The 15,981-nt window shown below is 70.4% G+C and carries 19 protein-coding genes and 1 tRNA gene; 12 read left to right on the plus strand and 8 right to left on the minus strand.

Annotated features, from left to right (window positions below; translation table 11 throughout):
• Positions 1-119: 119 nt before the first annotated feature.
• On the minus strand, positions 120-1,109 hold the full coding sequence (locus ACXKZF_RS13210) for a GNAT family N-acetyltransferase (RefSeq protein ID WP_488984483.1): 990 nt from the start codon (positions 1,107-1,109) through the stop codon (positions 120-122).
• Between the two features lie 121 nt (positions 1,110-1,230).
• Between ACXKZF_RS13210 and ACXKZF_RS13215 the strand changes: the two genes are divergently transcribed.
• Positions 1,231-1,521 carry a DUF4287 domain-containing protein gene (locus ACXKZF_RS13215; RefSeq protein WP_488984484.1) on the plus strand — a complete coding sequence of 97 codons (291 nt, stop codon included), beginning with the start codon at positions 1,231-1,233 and terminating at the stop codon, positions 1,519-1,521.
• Between the two features lie 39 nt (positions 1,522-1,560).
• On the opposite strand, the gene ACXKZF_RS13220 is transcribed toward ACXKZF_RS13215, so the two are convergent.
• A complete protein-coding gene (locus ACXKZF_RS13220; protein WP_488984485.1) occupies positions 1,561-2,184 on the minus strand; it encodes a MerR family transcriptional regulator in 624 nt (207 codons plus the stop codon).
• 63 nt (positions 2,185-2,247) lie between these two features.
• Here ACXKZF_RS13220 and ACXKZF_RS13225 point away from each other — a divergent pair, with 63 nt between their 5' ends.
• Together ACXKZF_RS13225 and ACXKZF_RS13230 are read left to right on the plus strand one after the other, a co-directional pair.
• Positions 2,248-2,748, plus strand: a complete 501-nt coding sequence (locus ACXKZF_RS13225) for a DUF4188 domain-containing protein (RefSeq protein ID WP_055955637.1) — start codon at positions 2,248-2,250, stop codon at positions 2,746-2,748.
• 16 nt (positions 2,749-2,764) lie between these two features.
• Positions 2,765-3,625: a sulfurtransferase gene (locus tag ACXKZF_RS13230; RefSeq protein WP_488984486.1), complete on the plus strand. Its 861-nt coding sequence runs from the start codon at positions 2,765-2,767 to the stop codon at positions 3,623-3,625.
• Here ACXKZF_RS13230 and ACXKZF_RS13235 read toward each other — a convergent pair.
• Together ACXKZF_RS13235 and ACXKZF_RS13240 are read right to left on the minus strand one after the other, a co-directional pair.
• On the minus strand, positions 3,622-4,944 hold the full coding sequence (locus tag ACXKZF_RS13235; RefSeq protein ID WP_488984487.1) for a flavin monoamine oxidase family protein: 1,323 nt from the start codon (positions 4,942-4,944) through the stop codon (positions 3,622-3,624). The two genes, ACXKZF_RS13230 and ACXKZF_RS13235, sit on opposite strands and share 4 nt — an antisense overlap.
• A 366-nt stretch (positions 4,945-5,310) precedes the next feature.
• The gene (locus ACXKZF_RS13240; RefSeq protein ID WP_488984488.1) at positions 5,311-6,129 is read right to left on the minus strand and encodes a Cof-type HAD-IIB family hydrolase; all 819 of its coding nucleotides are present in this window, start codon (positions 6,127-6,129) and stop codon (positions 5,311-5,313) included.
• 122 nt (positions 6,130-6,251) lie between these two features.
• Between ACXKZF_RS13240 and ACXKZF_RS13245 the strand changes: the two genes are divergently transcribed.
• The 5 genes from ACXKZF_RS13245 (at position 6,252) to ACXKZF_RS13265 (ending at position 10,389) form a co-directional block, all read left to right on the plus strand.
• Positions 6,252-6,842 carry a class I SAM-dependent methyltransferase gene (locus tag ACXKZF_RS13245; RefSeq protein WP_488984489.1) on the plus strand — a complete coding sequence of 197 codons (591 nt, stop codon included), beginning with the start codon at positions 6,252-6,254 and terminating at the stop codon, positions 6,840-6,842.
• 14 nt (positions 6,843-6,856) lie between these two features.
• Positions 6,857-7,729: a PIG-L family deacetylase gene (locus tag ACXKZF_RS13250; RefSeq protein ID WP_488984490.1), complete on the plus strand. Its 873-nt coding sequence runs from the start codon at positions 6,857-6,859 to the stop codon at positions 7,727-7,729.
• A gap of 70 nt (positions 7,730-7,799) precedes the next feature.
• Positions 7,800-8,750 carry a manganese catalase family protein gene (locus ACXKZF_RS13255; RefSeq protein WP_488984491.1) on the plus strand — a complete coding sequence of 317 codons (951 nt, stop codon included), beginning with the start codon at positions 7,800-7,802 and terminating at the stop codon, positions 8,748-8,750.
• Between the two features lie 283 nt (positions 8,751-9,033).
• Positions 9,034-9,651, plus strand: a complete 618-nt coding sequence (locus ACXKZF_RS13260; protein WP_488984492.1) for a histidine phosphatase family protein — start codon at positions 9,034-9,036, stop codon at positions 9,649-9,651.
• Between the two features lie 306 nt (positions 9,652-9,957).
• Entirely contained in the window at positions 9,958-10,389 is a 432-nt protein-coding gene (locus ACXKZF_RS13265; protein ID WP_488984493.1) for a MarR family winged helix-turn-helix transcriptional regulator, read from the plus strand.
• 163 nt (positions 10,390-10,552) lie between these two features.
• On the opposite strand, the gene ACXKZF_RS13270 is transcribed toward ACXKZF_RS13265, so the two are convergent.
• Positions 10,553-12,049, minus strand: coding sequence for an L-serine ammonia-lyase, iron-sulfur-dependent, subunit alpha (locus ACXKZF_RS13270; RefSeq protein ID WP_488984494.1), 1,497 nt, complete (start codon positions 12,047-12,049; stop codon positions 10,553-10,555).
• Between the two features lie 146 nt (positions 12,050-12,195).
• Here ACXKZF_RS13270 and ACXKZF_RS13275 point away from each other — a divergent pair.
• A tRNA-Arg gene (locus ACXKZF_RS13275) sits at positions 12,196-12,268 on the plus strand.
• Positions 12,269-12,386: 118 nt separating this feature from the next.
• On the opposite strand, the gene ACXKZF_RS13280 is transcribed toward ACXKZF_RS13275, so the two are convergent.
• The 3 genes from ACXKZF_RS13280 to ACXKZF_RS13290 are packed head-to-tail and all read right to left on the minus strand — an operon-like array spanning position 12,387 to position 13,766.
• Positions 12,387-12,599 carry a hypothetical protein gene (locus ACXKZF_RS13280; RefSeq protein ID WP_488984495.1) on the minus strand — a complete coding sequence of 71 codons (213 nt, stop codon included), beginning with the start codon at positions 12,597-12,599 and terminating at the stop codon, positions 12,387-12,389.
• Between the two features lie 53 nt (positions 12,600-12,652).
• Complete coding sequence (locus ACXKZF_RS13285) at positions 12,653-13,294, minus strand: asparagine synthase (protein WP_488984496.1); 642 nt, start codon at positions 13,292-13,294, stop codon at positions 12,653-12,655.
• A 43-nt stretch (positions 13,295-13,337) separates the two neighbouring features.
• Positions 13,338-13,766, minus strand: coding sequence for a YdeI/OmpD-associated family protein (locus tag ACXKZF_RS13290; protein WP_488984497.1), 429 nt, complete (start codon positions 13,764-13,766; stop codon positions 13,338-13,340).
• Positions 13,767-13,916: 150 nt separating this feature from the next.
• On the opposite strand from ACXKZF_RS13290, the gene ACXKZF_RS13295 reads away from it, so the two are divergent.
• The 3 genes from ACXKZF_RS13295 (at position 13,917) to ACXKZF_RS13305 (ending at position 15,899) form a co-directional block, all read left to right on the plus strand.
• A complete protein-coding gene (locus tag ACXKZF_RS13295) occupies positions 13,917-14,729 on the plus strand; it encodes an enoyl-CoA hydratase/isomerase family protein (protein WP_243223730.1) in 813 nt (270 codons plus the stop codon).
• 224 nt (positions 14,730-14,953) lie between these two features.
• Entirely contained in the window at positions 14,954-15,364 is a 411-nt protein-coding gene (locus ACXKZF_RS13300) for a DUF4383 domain-containing protein (RefSeq protein WP_055955590.1), read from the plus strand.
• A gap of 1 nt (position 15,365) precedes the next feature.
• Positions 15,366-15,899 carry a hypothetical protein gene (locus tag ACXKZF_RS13305; protein ID WP_488984498.1) on the plus strand — a complete coding sequence of 178 codons (534 nt, stop codon included), beginning with the start codon at positions 15,366-15,368 and terminating at the stop codon, positions 15,897-15,899.
• The last annotated feature ends 82 nt before the right edge of the window (positions 15,900-15,981 follow it).

Raw genomic sequence — 15,981 nt, forward strand, 5'->3', positions numbered from 1 at the left:
CCGAACGCAACTCGCTCATATCCACCATGGATGTCACTCGCGTCGATTGAGGCCAACAGGCACGGTTCGTCACGGCGTTCCCCGACGGAGGTGCCGAAGGCCTTTCCACCGCACGACGGTCACCCGCGCCCGAGGAACTCCGCCCCCTCGTCGCCCAACAGGTACAGCGTGCACGTCGTGTCGTAGAAGTCGCCCGTCTCGCCCGCGAGACGCAGGCCGATGCGCTCGGCGACCGCACCGGACGCCGTGTTCGCCGGGTTGGTCACAGCGACGACCCGACCGATGCCGTGAGCACGGGCCAGCGCCAGGAGTGCGGATGCCGCCTCGGTCGCGTACCCGGCACCCCACGCGTCCGGGTGGAAGTGCCAGCCGATCTCGATGCGCTCGGGCCGACCGTCGCCCGCCCCGGCCGACCACGGGATGCGCTTGAGCAGTACGACGCCGAGTCGCCGACCGTCCAGGGTCTGCACCGCGCGCGCCCCGAGGAGGCCGTCGGCGAGGCCCGTCCAGCGATCGAGGACGGCGTCGACCTCGGCCGCGTCGACCATCACCCTCCCGTCGCCCAGGTACCGACGCACGTCGGGCCGGCGGTACATGTCGAACAGGAACGCGCGGTCGTCGTCGTCGCGCGTCCACTCCCGCAGCACGAGACGCTCGGTGGCGAGGCGCGTCCGCCGCATCGGCAGGTGCGGGATCCCGTCTTCGGCGAAGGGCGCTCCGGACACCACGAACCCGAATCGCCCATACCACCCCGCGAGGTGCGCCTGGGCGTCGAGCAGGATCGGGATGCCGGGAACCTCGGCGTCCAGTACCTCGACCGCCGCGCGCATGAGGTCGGCGGCGATGCCGCGGCCCCGTGCTCCGGGAGCCGTCGCGACACGGCCGATCCGCGTGTTGTCGGCCTCGCGGAGGATGCGCAGGGTGGCCAGCACCTCGTCGCCCTCGCTCGCCCACATCAGCTCCGCACCGGGTTCGATGTCACGACCGTCGATCTCGGGGTAGGCCGCCTGCTGCTCCACGACGAAGACCGTCACCCGCAGCCACAGCAGGCGGTAGAGCGTGAGGGGGTCGATGCCGGCGACGGGCGTCCGGTGCAGGGTGACGGCCATCATCCGACCGTACTCGCCGGGTACGACACAGCTCATCCGTACGCGCATCTCGGCTGGGCGGTCGCCGGGGTGCCCCGCGCACCGGTGGACCGATGTCGGAGCATCACGCTAGCCTCCGGTCATGTCTTTCCAGTCGTATCTCGACAACATCGAAGCCAAGACCGGCCTGACTCCGCGGCAGTTCATCGCGCTCGCCGAGGAGCGCGGATTCGGCGCCGGCACGAAGGCGACTCCCATCCTGCAGTGGCTGAAAGACGACTACGACCTCGGTCGCGGCCACGGCATGGCGCTCGTGCACGTCATCACCAAGGGTCCGAAGATCAGCGACGCGCACGTCGGTCGCGGCGGACCGCACGGCGACGTGAGCGACGAACTCTGGCTCGACGGGGCGGCCAGCAACCCCGACCGCTGACCGCGGCGGGCAGAACCGGGGCGACCTCGGGGTCGGGCATCACTCGCCCGACGTGACCCCGAAGCGCCTCGAGGCGGCGATCTGCTCCGCCACGCGCCGCAGGGCCAGGATCAGCGGCTCCACGAGCGCCGTACCGAGGACGACGTAACGCACGGCATCCTCGATCGATGTGTCGGGCGTCGCCGCGAGTTCTGCCTCGGCAATGGCGGAGAGGTGGACGAGGTACGCCTCCATGACCCGTTCTGGCACGGTGAATCCCGCCCGATCCAGCCCGGCCAGAGCGTGGGCGACCGCGGCGACCTGGTCGGGGAAGCACTTCTCGCCGTTGCCGCCCATGCGCTCGAGCAGCGCGGTCGCCGCCGTCAGGTCGATGTCGGCCGCGACGGCAGGGGTGACGGCCGCGTTGGCGGCGCCGAGGAGGTCGTAGGGATTCGCGGGGGGCTCCTCCAGAACGCCGACCACCTTGCGCACACCCGCGAGGCCGACGCCCGCGTCGACCAGGGCGCGGATGACGCCGAGACGCTGCACGTGTGCGACACCGTACGACGCCTGGGTGGGCGAGGTCCGCTCCCCCTCTGGCAGGAGCTTCTCGCGCAGGTAGTACTTGATCGTGGCGACCGGCACGCCGGCTCGCGTCGATAATTCTGAGATCCGCACACTCACCCCTTGACTCGATAGCTCTACTATCCAACACTGGATAGCAACACTATCGAGTGAGGACGAGCCATGGCATCCATCAATCCGGGTCGGATGACCCATCGTTACGACGGCGAACTCGTGGTCTTCCACATCGGGATGACCGTCAACAAGTGGTGGCGACCCGACCAGTGGATGCCGCTCATGGGCGACATGCCGCGGATGCTCCGCGAGCTGAGCGTCGACCCCGACTCGGGCCTGCTCGGGTTCTCCATGCTGCTGGGGGCGCGCGGGCCCTACCTCGTGCAGTACTGGTCGTCGCTCGACAAGCTCTACGCGTACGCCTCCGCGCCGCAGCAGGAGCACCGGCCGGCGTGGACGCGCTTCAACAAGCGGGCGCGCAAGACGCCCGGTGCGGTCGGGATCTGGCACGAGACCTACGTCGTCGAACGGGCCGAGACCATCTACGTCGCGACGCCGCCGATGGGCCTGCCCCAGGCGACCGAGACCGTGCCGATCACGTCGCGCCACGACCGGGCGCGGGCACGCGTGGCCGATGGCCGGACGCACGGCGACGCGGCAGGCGACTGAGGGCCAGACTGGGGGGATGGCCTCGATCCTCACCACCGCTCCCGAGCTGCACGCCGCCCTCGCCACGGGGGCGTACCCCGACGGCGGCTCCGTGCGAGTGCTCGACGTCCGCTGGCGGCTCGACCGGCCCGACGGACTTCCCGACTACCGCAACGGGCACATCCCCGGCGCGCAATACGTCGACCTCGACCACGACCTCGCAGCGCACGGCGATCCGACTGACGGGCGGCATCCGATCCCGCCGATCGAGACCCTTCAGGCCGCCGCACGGCGATGGGGCGTCGACGCGGGAGACACGGTGGTCGTCTACGACGATCTGAAGAACATGTCGAGCGCACGGGCGTGGTGGCTGCTGCGCCACGCCGGCGTCGACGACGTGCGGCTGCTCGACGGATCGCTACGGGCGTGGACCGACGCCGGTTTCGACCTGGAGGACGGGGATGCCGAGACACCCGCGCCGGGCTCGGTCTCGCTGTCCTACGGGGCGCTACCGGTGCTCGAGCTCGACGCCGTCGGCGGGTTCGCCGACGAGGATCTGCTTTTGGACGCCCGCGCGGGCGAGCGCTATCGGGGCGAGGTCGAGCCGATCGACCCGCGCGCGGGGCACGTGCCGGGCGCCGTGAGCGCGCCGACGACCGAGAACGTCGGCGCCGACGGACGGTTCCGCTCACCCGACGAGCTGCGGTCGCGGTTCCGGATGCTGGGGGCCGAGGACGGCGTATCGGTCGGCGTCTACTGCGGTTCCGGCGTCACGGCGGCGCACCAGGCGGTGGCGCTCACCCTCGCGGGCTACGAACCGCGCGTGTTCCCCGGGTCGTGGAGCCAGTGGTCGAACCATCCCGAGCTGCCCGTTGCCACGGGGCCCGACCCCCGCTAGGCCCAGAGGTCGCTGACGGGGATCGCCCTGCCCAGCACGTTCTGTGCGGCACGGTGACCCGAGAGCATCGCGCCGGGCACGGTCGCGGGGTCGTCGCCCCACGTCGCCTCCCCCGCCAGGTGCAGGACGCCTCCCACCGGCTCGGCGAGATCATCGTGGTCGGCGCTGACGGACCCCGGCAGCATGTACGCGTAAGAGCCGCGCGAGAACGGGTCGTCCTGCCAGCGGGTCACGACCGCGCTGGTGGGCTCGGGTACCGCGTCGCCGTAGAGCCGGCGAAGCTGGGCGAGGGTGGATGCCACGATCTGGTCGTCGCTCCAGGCACGCGTGGCCATAGCCGCGGGTCCGGCGGCGAAAGTCAGCAGCGCGGGTTCGTCGTGCAGGCGCCCGAGGTCGTACCAGGAGTGCCACCACTGCCCCTCGTCGCCCAGCTGACGGATGCCGTACACGTCGGAATCCCAGAACCGTTCGGCGAATCGCAGCACGACCTTCTCGAACGCGTTCATGCGCAGCAGGCCGAGCGCACGGCGGTGTCGTTCGGGCAGCGGGGGCTCGATGACGACGTCACCGGCGTTCAAGACGCCGACGGGCACCGTCACGACGGCGTCGGCGGCGGCAAAGGTGCCCTGGTCTGTGTCGACCTCGATGCCCGTCGTCGACCACCGCACCGCTGAGGCGACGTGCGTGAGGCGGACGTCGAGCCCCTCGGCGAGATGCTGTGCGAGCTCGTCATACCCCTGCGGGAAGACCACCTCGTCGCCGTTCACGGTGTCGTCGTCGAGGCCGTGGGCACCGAGGCCCTCCCCTCCGACGCCGTACTGCTCCTGGGCGCGCCGGTCGTTGTACTCGCGCACGCGCTCTTTCCGCTCCGCGTCCCACTCCCGCGTCCCCAGAGCCGCCTCCACGACATCCGCGTACGTCGCGTCGGCCGGGGCGTCGGCGATGACGTCGACCAGCGTCGCGTTCAGCGCGCGGACGTCGTCGGCATACTGCCGAACGGCGGGGGCCTCGAGCCGCCGGCCCGCCGCGTCGAAATAGGTCAGCGGTCGGCTGTCGGGCTGGTAGCCGCCGACCGTGAACTCCACCATCGGCATCCCGAAGGCGCGGGCGGCCTCGGCCACCGGGCTGTCGGTGATGCCGTGGATCCACGAGGCTCCCCGGTCGGTGACGTGCCCGTCGGCGCGGTCGGTGAAGACGCGCCCGCCGACGCGATCACGGGCTTCGAGCACGACGACGTGGCGTCCCGCACGAGCGAGCAGCCGGGCGGCGGCGAGGCCCGCCACCCCCGCGCCCACGACGATGGTGTCGACCGTCTCCATGTGTCCTCCGGGCTCTCGGTTCCCGTGACGGTACTGCGGTCGCGGGGGTGGCGGCATCCGCCGCTCCGGAGAACCGGCGATGCCCGGGTGGACGCCGCGTACAGCGTCGGCCGACCGGGGGCCGCGGGCAGACCTTCCCGCGCTCCCGGATCGATCAGTAGGCTCCGGCTCATGGGGACGAACGAACGGCGGAGCCGAGGGTGGGACATGCTGCTGCGAGGGGTCGGCCTGTGCCGGGAACGACCCCACCATGACGACCTGCGACGAGCCGGGCGGGCGGCCAGCACCTCGCCCGCCGATGCCTCCCGGAGAGCAACGGGGTTCACGGCCTGGACGAGGATGGGCGGCGGCGGCGCGGTCTGAGGCTCAGGACTCGGGGAACAGCTCGGCGAGGGTGGTGGGCACGCCGTGGTCGGTGTTCGACGGGGCGCGGTGACGTGCCCGGGCGACGACCTCCGGGTGGGCGTTGGCCATGGCGTACGACCAGTCGGCGGCATCCATCATCTCGAGATCGTTGAGATAGTCGCCGAACGCCGCCGTCTGGGCGGGGGTGACCGCGAGGGCGGTCTGAATCCGGCGGAGGGCCGCGCCCTTGTCGACGCCGGGGTTCATGATGTCGACCCAGTGCGGCGACGACACCACCACGCGATGCGTCGCCGCGATGTCGTCGAGTGCGCGCCCCACGCTGTGCGCGGCCTCAGCGAAGTCGTAGACCGCGATCTTGAGGACGTCGTCGTCGACGGCGAGCACGTCGTCGACCTCTTCGAGCGCGGCGTAGTAGGTCGCCGCCTGGGCGCGGAACGCGTCGTCGGTGCGCTCGATGTAGGCGGAACGCTTGCCGCACACGACGACACCGAGGTCGTACCCCTCGGCCGCGAGTGACCGCAGTCGGCGGACCGCGCGTTCGACGACCTGCGCGTCGACGGCGTCGGACGCCACCTCGACCCCGGCGCGCACGACGTACGCTCCGTTCTCGGCGATGAAGGTCATGGCATCCGCCGCCTCGCCGAACGTGGCACGCAGGGTCGCGAGCTGTCTTCCGGATGCCGGGACGAAGGCGACTCCGCGATCCGCGAGTCGAGGGAGAAGCTCCCACAACGGTTCGGGGACGTTCCCGTCCCCGTCGAGCAGTGTTCCGTCCATGTCGACGGCGACCAGGCGGATGTCGTGGGTCACGGCATCCATCCTCTCAGCCACGGAAAGCGGCGCGAAAACCCCTCAACCCCTGGGAGGTCCCGGAAACACGCGCGGGTGCATGCGACTATGAGAAGGACGATCGCCCGATCGCGCCGACCAATGGAGAGCGGATGCCCCCCATCTGGAGACGAATCGTCCCCCGCAGCGTGCGTCTGCGAAGCAGACTGCGGCTAAAGAACGGCCGCTGGCGTCTCGCGACGCCCGACCGCGTGCTGCTCGAAGACGTCATCGTGCCCGAGTTCCTCGGCAAGGACGACATCCGGCGGATGCTCGACGTCGGGGTCGCCTGGTACACCCGCACGTATCCGCGGCTCTACCGGGGCATCGAGTACCACTCGATCGACGTCGACCCCGCGATGAAGCGCATCGCCGGACGCCACCATCACACCCTCTCGATGACCGATCTCGCGACGGTCTACCCCGCCGACACCTTCGATCTGGTCGTGTGCAACGGCGTGTTCGGATGGGGGCTCGACACCGCCGACGATGTCGCGCGCGGCCTCGAGGCGTGCGCGGACGTGCTCCGGCCGGGCGGGTGGCTCGTGGTGGGCTGGAACGACATGGAGGGGCGGCGCATCCCCGACCTCGACACGCTCGCGGCCGTCCGCTTCGAGCGCGCGGTGCTCCCCGCGGCGCACGCCGACCACGTCGTGACGTCGACCCCCTATGCCCACCGATACGACTTCTTCACCCGCCGGTGAACGCGCCGACGCCGATGATCGCCGGGATCTGGGCTCATTACGACGACGATCTGCTCTTCGCCGTCCCGACGATCGACGAGGCGATCAGCGCCGGTCACGGTGTTCGGCAGCTCTTCCTGACCGCCTCAGACGCGGGCCGCGGCATGTCACGGTACGTCGACGATCGTGAGACGGGCATCCGCGCCGCCTACGACGTCATGCGCGGATCGGCGACCGCCTGGTCGGATCGACGGACGGTGTTATCGAACGGCGTCACCGTGACGACGACCTCGCCGGACGACGACCCCCGGATCTCCCTGTCGTTCCTGCGGCTACCCGACGGCGGTCTCACCGGCGGCGGCTGGTACGCGACCGGTTACCGCACGATCACCAAGCTCCTCGGCGGGGCGCTCCCATCGCTGGCGACGCTCGACACCGGCCAGGACGTCACCGTTGCCCGGCTCATCACCACCATCTCCGCGTTCGTCGCCGAGACGGGGGCGACGGAGGTCTTCACGACCCTGCCCGACTTCGCCCCGGCCAGCGAGGGCGACCACCCCGACCATGGCGGCGCGGGCCGGCTCGTTGCCGCAGCGGTCGACGCGGGACTCCTCGACGGCGCGATCGTCCGGTACGCCGTCGGATACCCCGGCCGCACGTGGCCGGCCAACCTCGACCACGGGGCTGTGGCTCGAAAGGTCGCCGTCTTCGCCGCCTACGGCGCGCACGACGAGGTCGTGTGCCGCGCTCCGGAGGCCTACCTCGAGACTCCCGGACTCGGCGAATGGCTGCAGCGCGAGCATCTCATCGACGACCACGACATCGTGCGGCCCTCCCCGCCCTCCGCCGGCGGTCAGGCCGGCCGTGCGGCGACGCCGAGTCACGAGAGGGTACCCGGCGAGGCCTGAGAAGGCGAGGGCCGCGCGCAGACCCCCGGATGCCGCAGACACTTCGAGGATCATTCCCCTTGGAGGCAGCATGTACTTCCACCTGCAGGAATTCATCCACGAAATCGCCCAGGACGAGCCCGATCCCGCCGCAGCGAACGCGCTGCAGGAGGGACTCGGCGGGCAGTTCGGCGAGATGCGCACGATGATGCAGTACCTCTTCCAGAGCATCAATTTCCGCGGACCGTCGGGTAAGGCCTACAAGGACCTGATCCAGGGCATCGGAACGGAGGAGATCAGTCACGTCGAACTCATCGGCACCACGATCGCGCGCCTGCTGGACGGCTCCCCCGCCTACCAGGGCAAGCCGGCCGATCCCGTGGACCAGCCCGGCGCCGGCGGCGCCACACCGCTGAGCATCGCGGTGGATCACGGCAACATCCACCACTACCTCGTGGGCGCCCAGGGTGCGCTGCCCGTGGACGCGGCGGGAAACCCGTGGTCGGGGAGCTACGTCTACAACTCCGGCAATCTCGTGCTCGACCTGCTGTACAACCTGATGCTGGAATCCACCGGGCGCCTGCAGAAATGCCGCCTCTACGAGATGACCGACAACAAGATGGCACGCAGCACCATCTCGTACCTCATCGTTCGCGACCAGGCGCACGAGAATGCGTACGCGAAAGCGCTCGAAACGCTCGGGGTCAACTGGCGCACCTCCCTGCCCATCCCGAAGACGAACGCCGAACAGTTCCCGGAGGTGAAGCGGCTCGTCGACCTGGGTCTGCAGAGCAAGCAGTACTCGTTCGACCTCGGCAACCAGTCGGAGGTGGGCAGGATCTTCCAGGGCGCGTCGCCGTCCAACGACGGCACACAGCTGGATGCCAGCGAGCAGGCGCCCGTCGGCACGCCGATCACCGTGGCCCCCGAGCGCCCCGAGGAGTTCTCGCCGGGAGCCGACGCCGAGCTGCGCAAACTGATCGAAGCGACAGCCGCGATGGAGATGGCGGACATCGACGCCACGTTCGGACGGATGAAGTAGGAGCCCCGAGCGCCGCGCCCCCCGAGCCGGGGTGCGGCGCGATCTCCCGCTCTCGTGCGTACCGCTGGCACGAGCGAGGACCCTATGAATAACAAAAAGATCACGGACGCCTCTTCCGCTCCGTTACCTCACCGTTATAGAGTGCATGCACGGTAGTTGTTTTGCTGTGGCACCTACCGACATGTGATTGCAGGACACTCTGGTGCAGGACCGGGCCGGTCGGGATCCCCGACCGGCCCGTCTTCGTCTGTACGGCGCCGCCTCCCGGCGCGAGGATGGACACGTGAAGGACGCAGAGCTGACCGAACCCGACGGCCGCATCGTGCTCGTGCGGCACGGCGAGACCCAATGGAGCCGAAGCGGGCGGCACACCGGCCTCACCGACATCCCGTTAACCGAGACGGGCGCCTACAAGGCCGAGCTCGCCGGCACCCTGCTCGCGACACGGCGCTACGACCTCGTGCTGACGAGTCCGCTTCGTCGAGCCGTCGAAACGGCCACCCGCGCCGGGTACCCGGACGCTCGGCCGGAGGGGCGCCTGGTGGAGTGGGACTACGGCGCGTACGAGGGCCTGACGACGCCCGAGATCGTCGAACGCCTCGGCCATGCGTGGACGGTGTGGGACGGAACGCCCCCGGGCGAGACACCCGGCGAGACGGTCGCCGACGTCACCGCCCGGGCCGAGTCCCTGCTCGGCGAACTCCGCCCGCGGGTGCGGGCCGGAGAGCAGATCCTGCTGTTCTCGCACGGACACTTCCTGCGAGCGCTCGCCGGCACGTGGCTCGGCCTCACCGCCGCCGGCGGCCGCTTCTTCGTGCTGGGCACTTCGGCGGTGAGCGAGCTGGGCTTCGAGCACGGCGCCGAGGTCATCACGCAGTGGAACCACGTGCGCGGGCGGTGAAGTTGCGGCTCCGACGAGCCCTGACGGAGCCCGCGAAACAGCCCGTGAAGATCGGTCACGAAAATGTAACGACGACCTCTTCCCTTCCGTTACCCCACCGTTATAGAGTGCTCGCACGGTAGTTGTTTTGCTGTGGCAGCTACCGACATGTGATTGCAGGACACTCTTGGTGCAGGGACAAGGGCCGGTCGGAAGCCTCTCCGACCGGCCCTTACTCTGTCCGGCCCTCACACGGCGCCATATCGCACCCGACGCAAGGGGCGGAACGTCGGGCCGAACAAGCATTGTCGGCTCTACGCTGAGGGGATGACCGATCGACGCCTCGCCGTGCAGGCCTGGGAGAGCCTCTTCCGCGCGCAGCACGAGGTGTTCGAAGATATCCGCGGCGACTTCGACAGCACCGAACTGACGCAGGCGGAGTACGACGTGCTGCTCACCGTCACCCGGGCGCCGCAGATGACGGCGAGACTGCGCGACGTCACCGGCAACATGCTCATCAGCCAGCCCAGCGTCTCGCGTCTGGTCGAGCGGATGGTGACGCGGGGACTGCTGACCAAGTGCGCCGACCCGGAGGACGGTCGCGGCTCGCTCGTGTCCGCCACCGAGAACGGCGCGGTGGTGTTCCGCCGACTGGCCGCCGCGCACGGCCGCTCGATCGCCGAGCGCATGGCCCGCCTCGACAACGACGAGCTCGCGCAGCTGCACGCGCTCACCGCGAAGCTCCGCGACGGGGCCTGACCGCACGCACCACAGGCCGCGTGCGACCCGGCGGCGCGGGCTGCAACTCGCCATGTGGCGGTGAAACCTCACCCGTTCGCCGAGGCCGCACGCCTTCGGCCGCAGTCCGTTGCGGTGTTTCAAAAACCCTGCGGTTCGGCGGCCTCCGGTCGGGCACTTCGCCTCAGCACTCGATGACGTTGACCGCGAGGCCGCCCTCGCTCGTCTCCTTGTATTTCGTCGACATGTCGATACCCGTCTGACGCATCGTCTCGACGACCGCGTCGAGCGAGACGTAGTGACTGCCGTCGCCGCGCAGGGCGAGGCGCGCGGCGGTCACGGCCGTGGAGGCGGCGATCGCGTTGCGCTCGATGCACGGGATCTGCACGAGCCCCCCGACGGGATCGCACGTGAGGCCCAGGTGATGCTCCATCGCGATCTCGGCGGCGTTCTCGATCTGGCGGTTCGTGCCGCCCATGACGGCGGTGAGGCCGCCCGCCGCCATCGCGCACGCGGAGCCGACTTCGGCCTGGCATCCGCCCTCCGCCCCCGAGATCGACGCATTGGCCTTGAAGAGCGAGCCCAGCGCCGTCGCCGTCAGCAGGAACCGGCGGATGCCCCGACGGCGGTTCGCCTCGGCGACGTCGCCGTCATCCCATCCCGAGACCTCGGTGCGCGTGACCGCGTGACCGTCGTAGCCGAGCAGCGCGCTGCCGACGAGTTCGCCGTGCGGTGTCACGGCGTTGCCGATGCCGAGGCCGGAGTCGGCGAGGAAGCGCCACCAGTACATGGCCACGGCCGGCAAGATGCCCGCCGCTCCGTTCGTCGGCGCGGTGACGACGCGCCCGCCCGCCGCATTCTCTTCGTTCACCGCGAGGGCGAAGGCGCCGAGCCACTCCCCCGGAAGTTCTCGGTGCCCCTCGGCCTCGATGGCGTCGAGTTGACCGCGGATGACGGAGGCTCGGCGCTTGACCTTCAGGATGCCGGGAAGCACGCCACCGTTCTGCAGGCCTGCGTTGACGCAGGCCGCCATCGCATCCCAGATGCGGTCGAGGCCGGCGGCGATCTCTTCGTCGGAGCGCAACGCCTCTTCGTTGAGCCGCGCAGCCTCGGCGATCGTGATGCCGCGCTCGTCGCACAGCGCGATGAGGGTGGCCGCGTCGTCGAACGCGAGGGGCATCGGCGCCGCGGACACCCGCGCCGGCTCGCCGTCGCGTCGGATGAAGCCTCCGCCGATGGAGTAGTACGTGTCGTCCGTGACCACCCCTCCGTCGGCATCGCGCGCGACGAGGGTCATCGCGTTGGGATGACCGGGCAGACGCGTTCGGGGCTCGAGCGAGATGTCGGACCTCGCGAACGGGATCTCGTGCGTACCGGCCAGCGCGAGGAAGCGCCCGTCGGGCCAGTCCGACCACGCCCGTCGCACGGCATCCGGATCGACCGTCTCGGGGTCGAGGCCCTGCAACCCTGCGACGACCGCGTCAGGGGTGCCATGGCCGATACCGGTCGCGCCGAGTGAGCCGTAAAGGGCGCACGAGACGGATGCCACCCGCTCGAGGGCGTCGTCGCCCCGCAGTCGGGTGACGAAATCGACAGCGGCCTTCATGGGGCCGACGGTGTGGGAGCTCGAGGGTCCGATCCCGATGGAGAACAGCTCGAACGCGGAGGTGTATGCGCTCATTCCGCCAGCGTACGTCGCCGTCCCGACACCGGCCGGTTACCCCCGCGCCACGCCCGGGATGCGTGACGTTCGGGGCCGATTAGACGTCCCCCAAGGTCCCGGCTATGCTGGACCACGGCCTGCGCGCCGTTTCGCGCGGAGGCCCTGCGCCCGTAGCTCAATGGATAGAGCATCTGACTACGGATCAGAAGGTTAGGGGTTCGAGTCCCTTCGGGCGCACACTGTGTTGAGACAGTGATAAGCCCCGGCCGTGAGGAAACTCCGGCCGGGGCTTTTTTCGATGCCGGCGGGAGTGACGCCCGAGGCGTGGCACCGATCCCGGCGGCCGTTCGTCGGCTCAGCCCGAGGCGGACGCCTCACCGCGATGGGCGGCATCCATCTCCTCCGAGTGCAGGTGCAGGATCGCCAGTGACTCACGGAGCGAGCCGAGCGGCGCCTCGATGTCGTCGTAGTGGTGCACGAAGCCGTTGGCATCCCTCGCGGTCACCGACACCAGCGCGTAACCGGGACGCGGCACCCGCGCCTTCCGACCGACCCGTCGCTCCGCCATGGCATCCACCTTCCGTCGCGGCCGAGATTACCGCGGCCGGGGCGTGACGCCGCTCAGCGCGCGGCCGACTTCTTCTTCTTGCCGGTCTTGCCGCCGCCCGTCGTGGGCGGAGGGGCCGCGTCGGACGCCGCCTCGTCTGCGACGGCCTTGTCTTTCGCCCGTCGCTTCGCCTGGGACGCGAGGCGGGCGAGATCGACCATGCGCAGGGCATCCATGCGGGCCTTGCGCATCTGGGCGTACTCGGGATCGGCGTCCGCCGTCATGCCCTCGACGTCGAGTCGCTGACTGAGGTTCGCCTCGACATCGCCCCAGGCCGCGATCCGCGCGTCGGCGACCAGACCGGCCACCCGTTCCGGATCAGCCGCGAACGTGCGGAGCTCCTTCGCCACTCCCCGCGACTGTTTGGCCCGCCGGCGAAGATTACGGGTGTCGCGGTCGCGATAGTCGTGGGTGCCCGAGGAGTCGGAGAACCGCCCCCACGCACGCTTGCGCTGGTGCGTCACCCGGTCGGCAGCCTGGTCCTGCTCGTCGGCGAGCGAGTTGAGGACGGCGCGGGCGAACTCGGCGAACACGTCGCCGTCGAACTGCCCGCCCCGGGCGATCGTCTCGACGAGGATGCGATTGCGCACGGCGAGTCGCGCCGCCGCTGTCGCAATCGACAGCCCCTCGGCGATGGCCTCATTCGTGCGCCCCACGGAACCTCCCGTCCCAGGCTATCGTCCGCGGGGGGCGCCGCACTCAGGTCAGCTTGTCGACCACGGACGCGATGCGTCGCGCGCGGGTGTCCGCCGCCTTCGCGGATTCGACGCTGGTGACGTGTGCCTTCCGTGCACTCGGCGAAAGGGCGTCGAACGACGCGCGTGCACCGGACTCCGCCAGCGCCGCGGCCAGATCGTCGGGGACCTCGACCGTCCGCGGCGTCGTGTCGAGCGTCAGCGTGACGGTGATGGCATCCCCACCGGACAAACCCGTGGCGGCCCGCTTGTCGGACGAGAACGGGATGAGGAAACGCCCGCCCATCACGCCGATCGTGCTGGAGTAGCCGAAGCCGTTGACGTCGACCACGACGGCGGCGCGCTTCCCGCCGCCGAGCTCATCGACGACAGCGGGCGGCACCTCGATGCCGGTGTTCTTCCCCATCTGGAAGAGAGTCGTTTCGAAGCGCATGCGGCACAGTGTGCCAGAGCTCTCGGGCGGCCGCGCGGGAGCATCCGCACCCGCGTCCGACAATCCGCCGACCCGCGGGCTCCGAAGATCACGCAGCGGCGGTGCGGAAAGCACGAGCCGCCGGTGGGGGCGCACCGACGACTGGCTGAGATGATGACAGAACCCGTACGACTGCACATATCCGACGGCGTGGCCCGGGTCACCCTGAACCGACCCGACGACGGCAACGCGATCAATCTGGACCTCGCGCGAGCACTCCGTCGCGTCGTGGCTCGCATCGCCGACATCGCTCCGCGGGTCGTGGTGCTCACGGGCGACGGGGGCGCATTCTGCTCCGGTGGAGACGTGGTCGAGATGGCCGCAGCCGTCGACCTGGGCGACTTCGTGTACGAACTCGCGACGACCTTCCACGGCGCGCTCGCGAACCTGGCCGACATCGACGCGGTCATCATCGCGGCGGTCGACGGCGTCGCGGCGGGCGGAGGGCTCGGGCTCGCGCTCTGCGCCGATGTGGTCCTCGCCTCCGACCGCGCCCTCTTCCTCACCGCGTACGAGGCCATCGGGCTGAGCCCCGACAGCGGTGCGTCGTACCTCTTGCCCCGGGTCATCGGCGCATCCCGCGCACGCGCCATGAGCGCGGTCGGTCTTCGATTGGATGCCGCGGCGGCCCACGACATCGGGCTGGTCCACGCCGTCACGCCGTCGGCCGACCTCGACGACGCCGTGTGGACGATGGCCACCCGGCTCGCCGCGCGTCCGCAGACTCACATGGCCGCATCGCGGGCCCTGTTCCGCGGCGCGGACCCGCAGGAGTTCCGTCGCCACCTCGACGCGGAGGCCCGGGCTATCAGCGCGGCGGCCGCGTCGCCCGACGCCGCGCGCCTCATCCACGAGCACGCCGTCCGCGCCGAGCGCAGCGCCGCCGCCCTGCGGCGTCGCGCCGAGCGGGCACGCGCGGCGTAGGTGAACGTCGCGCGGAGCGCAATCCCCCCGGACCGCCGAGGACGACCTCGTAGTTTCGGATCCGTTGCGGAGGGCCTCGGAGAGTACTCGGGGGCCTTCTGTCGTTTCACGGGTCCTACCGGAGCAGGGATGTGGTCCGCAAAGGGCAATCCGAAGCACGGTGTTCCTCCGAAGATGTGGTGAGGCGGCCGGACGGTCGCTGCCAACACTCTGGGAGGTTCATCATGAGCTCATCACCCAACCGTCTCGTGGCCACCGTCTTCGGCGCTGTCTACCTGCTCGTCGGACTGCTCGGCTTCGCCGTGACCGGCGGCGTCGGTTTCATCGCCACCGAGGGCGGCCTGCTTCTGGGCATCTTCGAGGTCAACCCGCTGCACAACATCGCGCACCTGTTGATCGGTGGCGCGCTGCTGGTCGCCGGCCTTGCGAACGCCCGCGCCGCGAAGGGCGTCAACACCACCGTCGGTGCCGTCTACCTGCTGCTCGGTATCGTCGGCTTCTTCCTCACCGGAACGGCGGCGAACATCCTCGCGCTGAACGTGCCCGACCACTTCCTGCACCTCGGCAGCGCCGTCGTGCTGCTGGGTGTCGGCCTCGGCACCGAGCGCAGCATCCCCCGCACCGCGGCGGTGTGAGATGACCGCCGCGACCTTCACGCGGTCGTGGCCCTCCGTGTCCGCATGGGGGGCCGGCCTCATCATCGCCGCCCTCGGCGCGGGCGCGATCGTCCGCCCCGGTTCCGAGGCCGTCGCCATCGTCCTCGGGGCCGGGGCGGTCGTCCTCGGACTCGCCGCCCTCGCGTGGGGCGGTGCCGTCCTGGCCAGAGGTCGCACTCTCATGCCGCGAGCCGCCCTGGGCGGGTCGCTCGCCGCACTGGTGCTGACCGCCGCGCTGGTCGTCACCGACCCGGCGCACACCAGCATCATGGGTGCCGCCGCGGCATGCGTGCTCTTCGTCGTCGTGGGCGCCACCGCGGCGGGGTTCCTCCGTCGAGCCCGCCAGAACGACGGCACCGCAGACCGGACGGCGCAGCCGATGAGCGTCATCGGCCTGCTCGTGGCCGCCGCCGTCATCGCCGTCATCGTCACGCCCGCCCTGGGAGCGACCCAGAACGCCGTGCTGCTGCGCGATGACGGCACCGTTCCGGTCATCACGCACGAGGGCCACTGATCCGGAGCCGGCCCGCTCAGACGGCCTCCAAGATCTTCGTGAGCGAGACAACTCCGGAGCCGGCCCGCTCAGGCGGTGGCAC

It is taken from the genome of Microbacterium sp. ABR10, from assembly GCF_057812175.1.

Coding starts and splice junctions, on each gene's coding strand:
- ACXKZF_RS13210 (WP_488984483.1), bottom strand. CDS start 1,109: ATGGCCGTCACCCTGCACCGGACGCCCGTCGCCGGCATCGACCCCCTC.
- ACXKZF_RS13215 (WP_488984484.1), top strand. CDS start 1,231: ATGTCTTTCCAGTCGTATCTCGACAACATCGAAGCCAAGACCGGCCTG.
- ACXKZF_RS13225 (WP_055955637.1), top strand. CDS start 2,248: ATGGCATCCATCAATCCGGGTCGGATGACCCATCGTTACGACGGCGAA.
- ACXKZF_RS13230 (WP_488984486.1), top strand. CDS start 2,765: ATGGCCTCGATCCTCACCACCGCTCCCGAGCTGCACGCCGCCCTCGCC.
- ACXKZF_RS13235 (WP_488984487.1), bottom strand. CDS start 4,944: ATGGAGACGGTCGACACCATCGTCGTGGGCGCGGGGGTGGCGGGCCTC.
- ACXKZF_RS13240 (WP_488984488.1), bottom strand. CDS start 6,129: ATGGATGCCGTGACCCACGACATCCGCCTGGTCGCCGTCGACATGGAC.
- ACXKZF_RS13245 (WP_488984489.1), top strand. CDS start 6,252: ATGCCCCCCATCTGGAGACGAATCGTCCCCCGCAGCGTGCGTCTGCGA.
- ACXKZF_RS13250 (WP_488984490.1), top strand. CDS start 6,857: ATGATCGCCGGGATCTGGGCTCATTACGACGACGATCTGCTCTTCGCC.
- ACXKZF_RS13255 (WP_488984491.1), top strand. CDS start 7,800: ATGTACTTCCACCTGCAGGAATTCATCCACGAAATCGCCCAGGACGAG.
- ACXKZF_RS13265 (WP_488984493.1), top strand. CDS start 9,958: ATGACCGATCGACGCCTCGCCGTGCAGGCCTGGGAGAGCCTCTTCCGC.
- ACXKZF_RS13270 (WP_488984494.1), bottom strand. CDS start 12,049: ATGAGCGCATACACCTCCGCGTTCGAGCTGTTCTCCATCGGGATCGGA.
- ACXKZF_RS13280 (WP_488984495.1), bottom strand. CDS start 12,599: ATGGCGGAGCGACGGGTCGGTCGGAAGGCGCGGGTGCCGCGTCCCGGT.
- ACXKZF_RS13290 (WP_488984497.1), bottom strand. CDS start 13,766: ATGCGCTTCGAAACGACTCTCTTCCAGATGGGGAAGAACACCGGCATC.
- ACXKZF_RS13295 (WP_243223730.1), top strand. CDS start 13,917: ATGATGACAGAACCCGTACGACTGCACATATCCGACGGCGTGGCCCGG.
- ACXKZF_RS13300 (WP_055955590.1), top strand. CDS start 14,954: ATGAGCTCATCACCCAACCGTCTCGTGGCCACCGTCTTCGGCGCTGTC.
- ACXKZF_RS13305 (WP_488984498.1), top strand. CDS start 15,366: ATGACCGCCGCGACCTTCACGCGGTCGTGGCCCTCCGTGTCCGCATGG.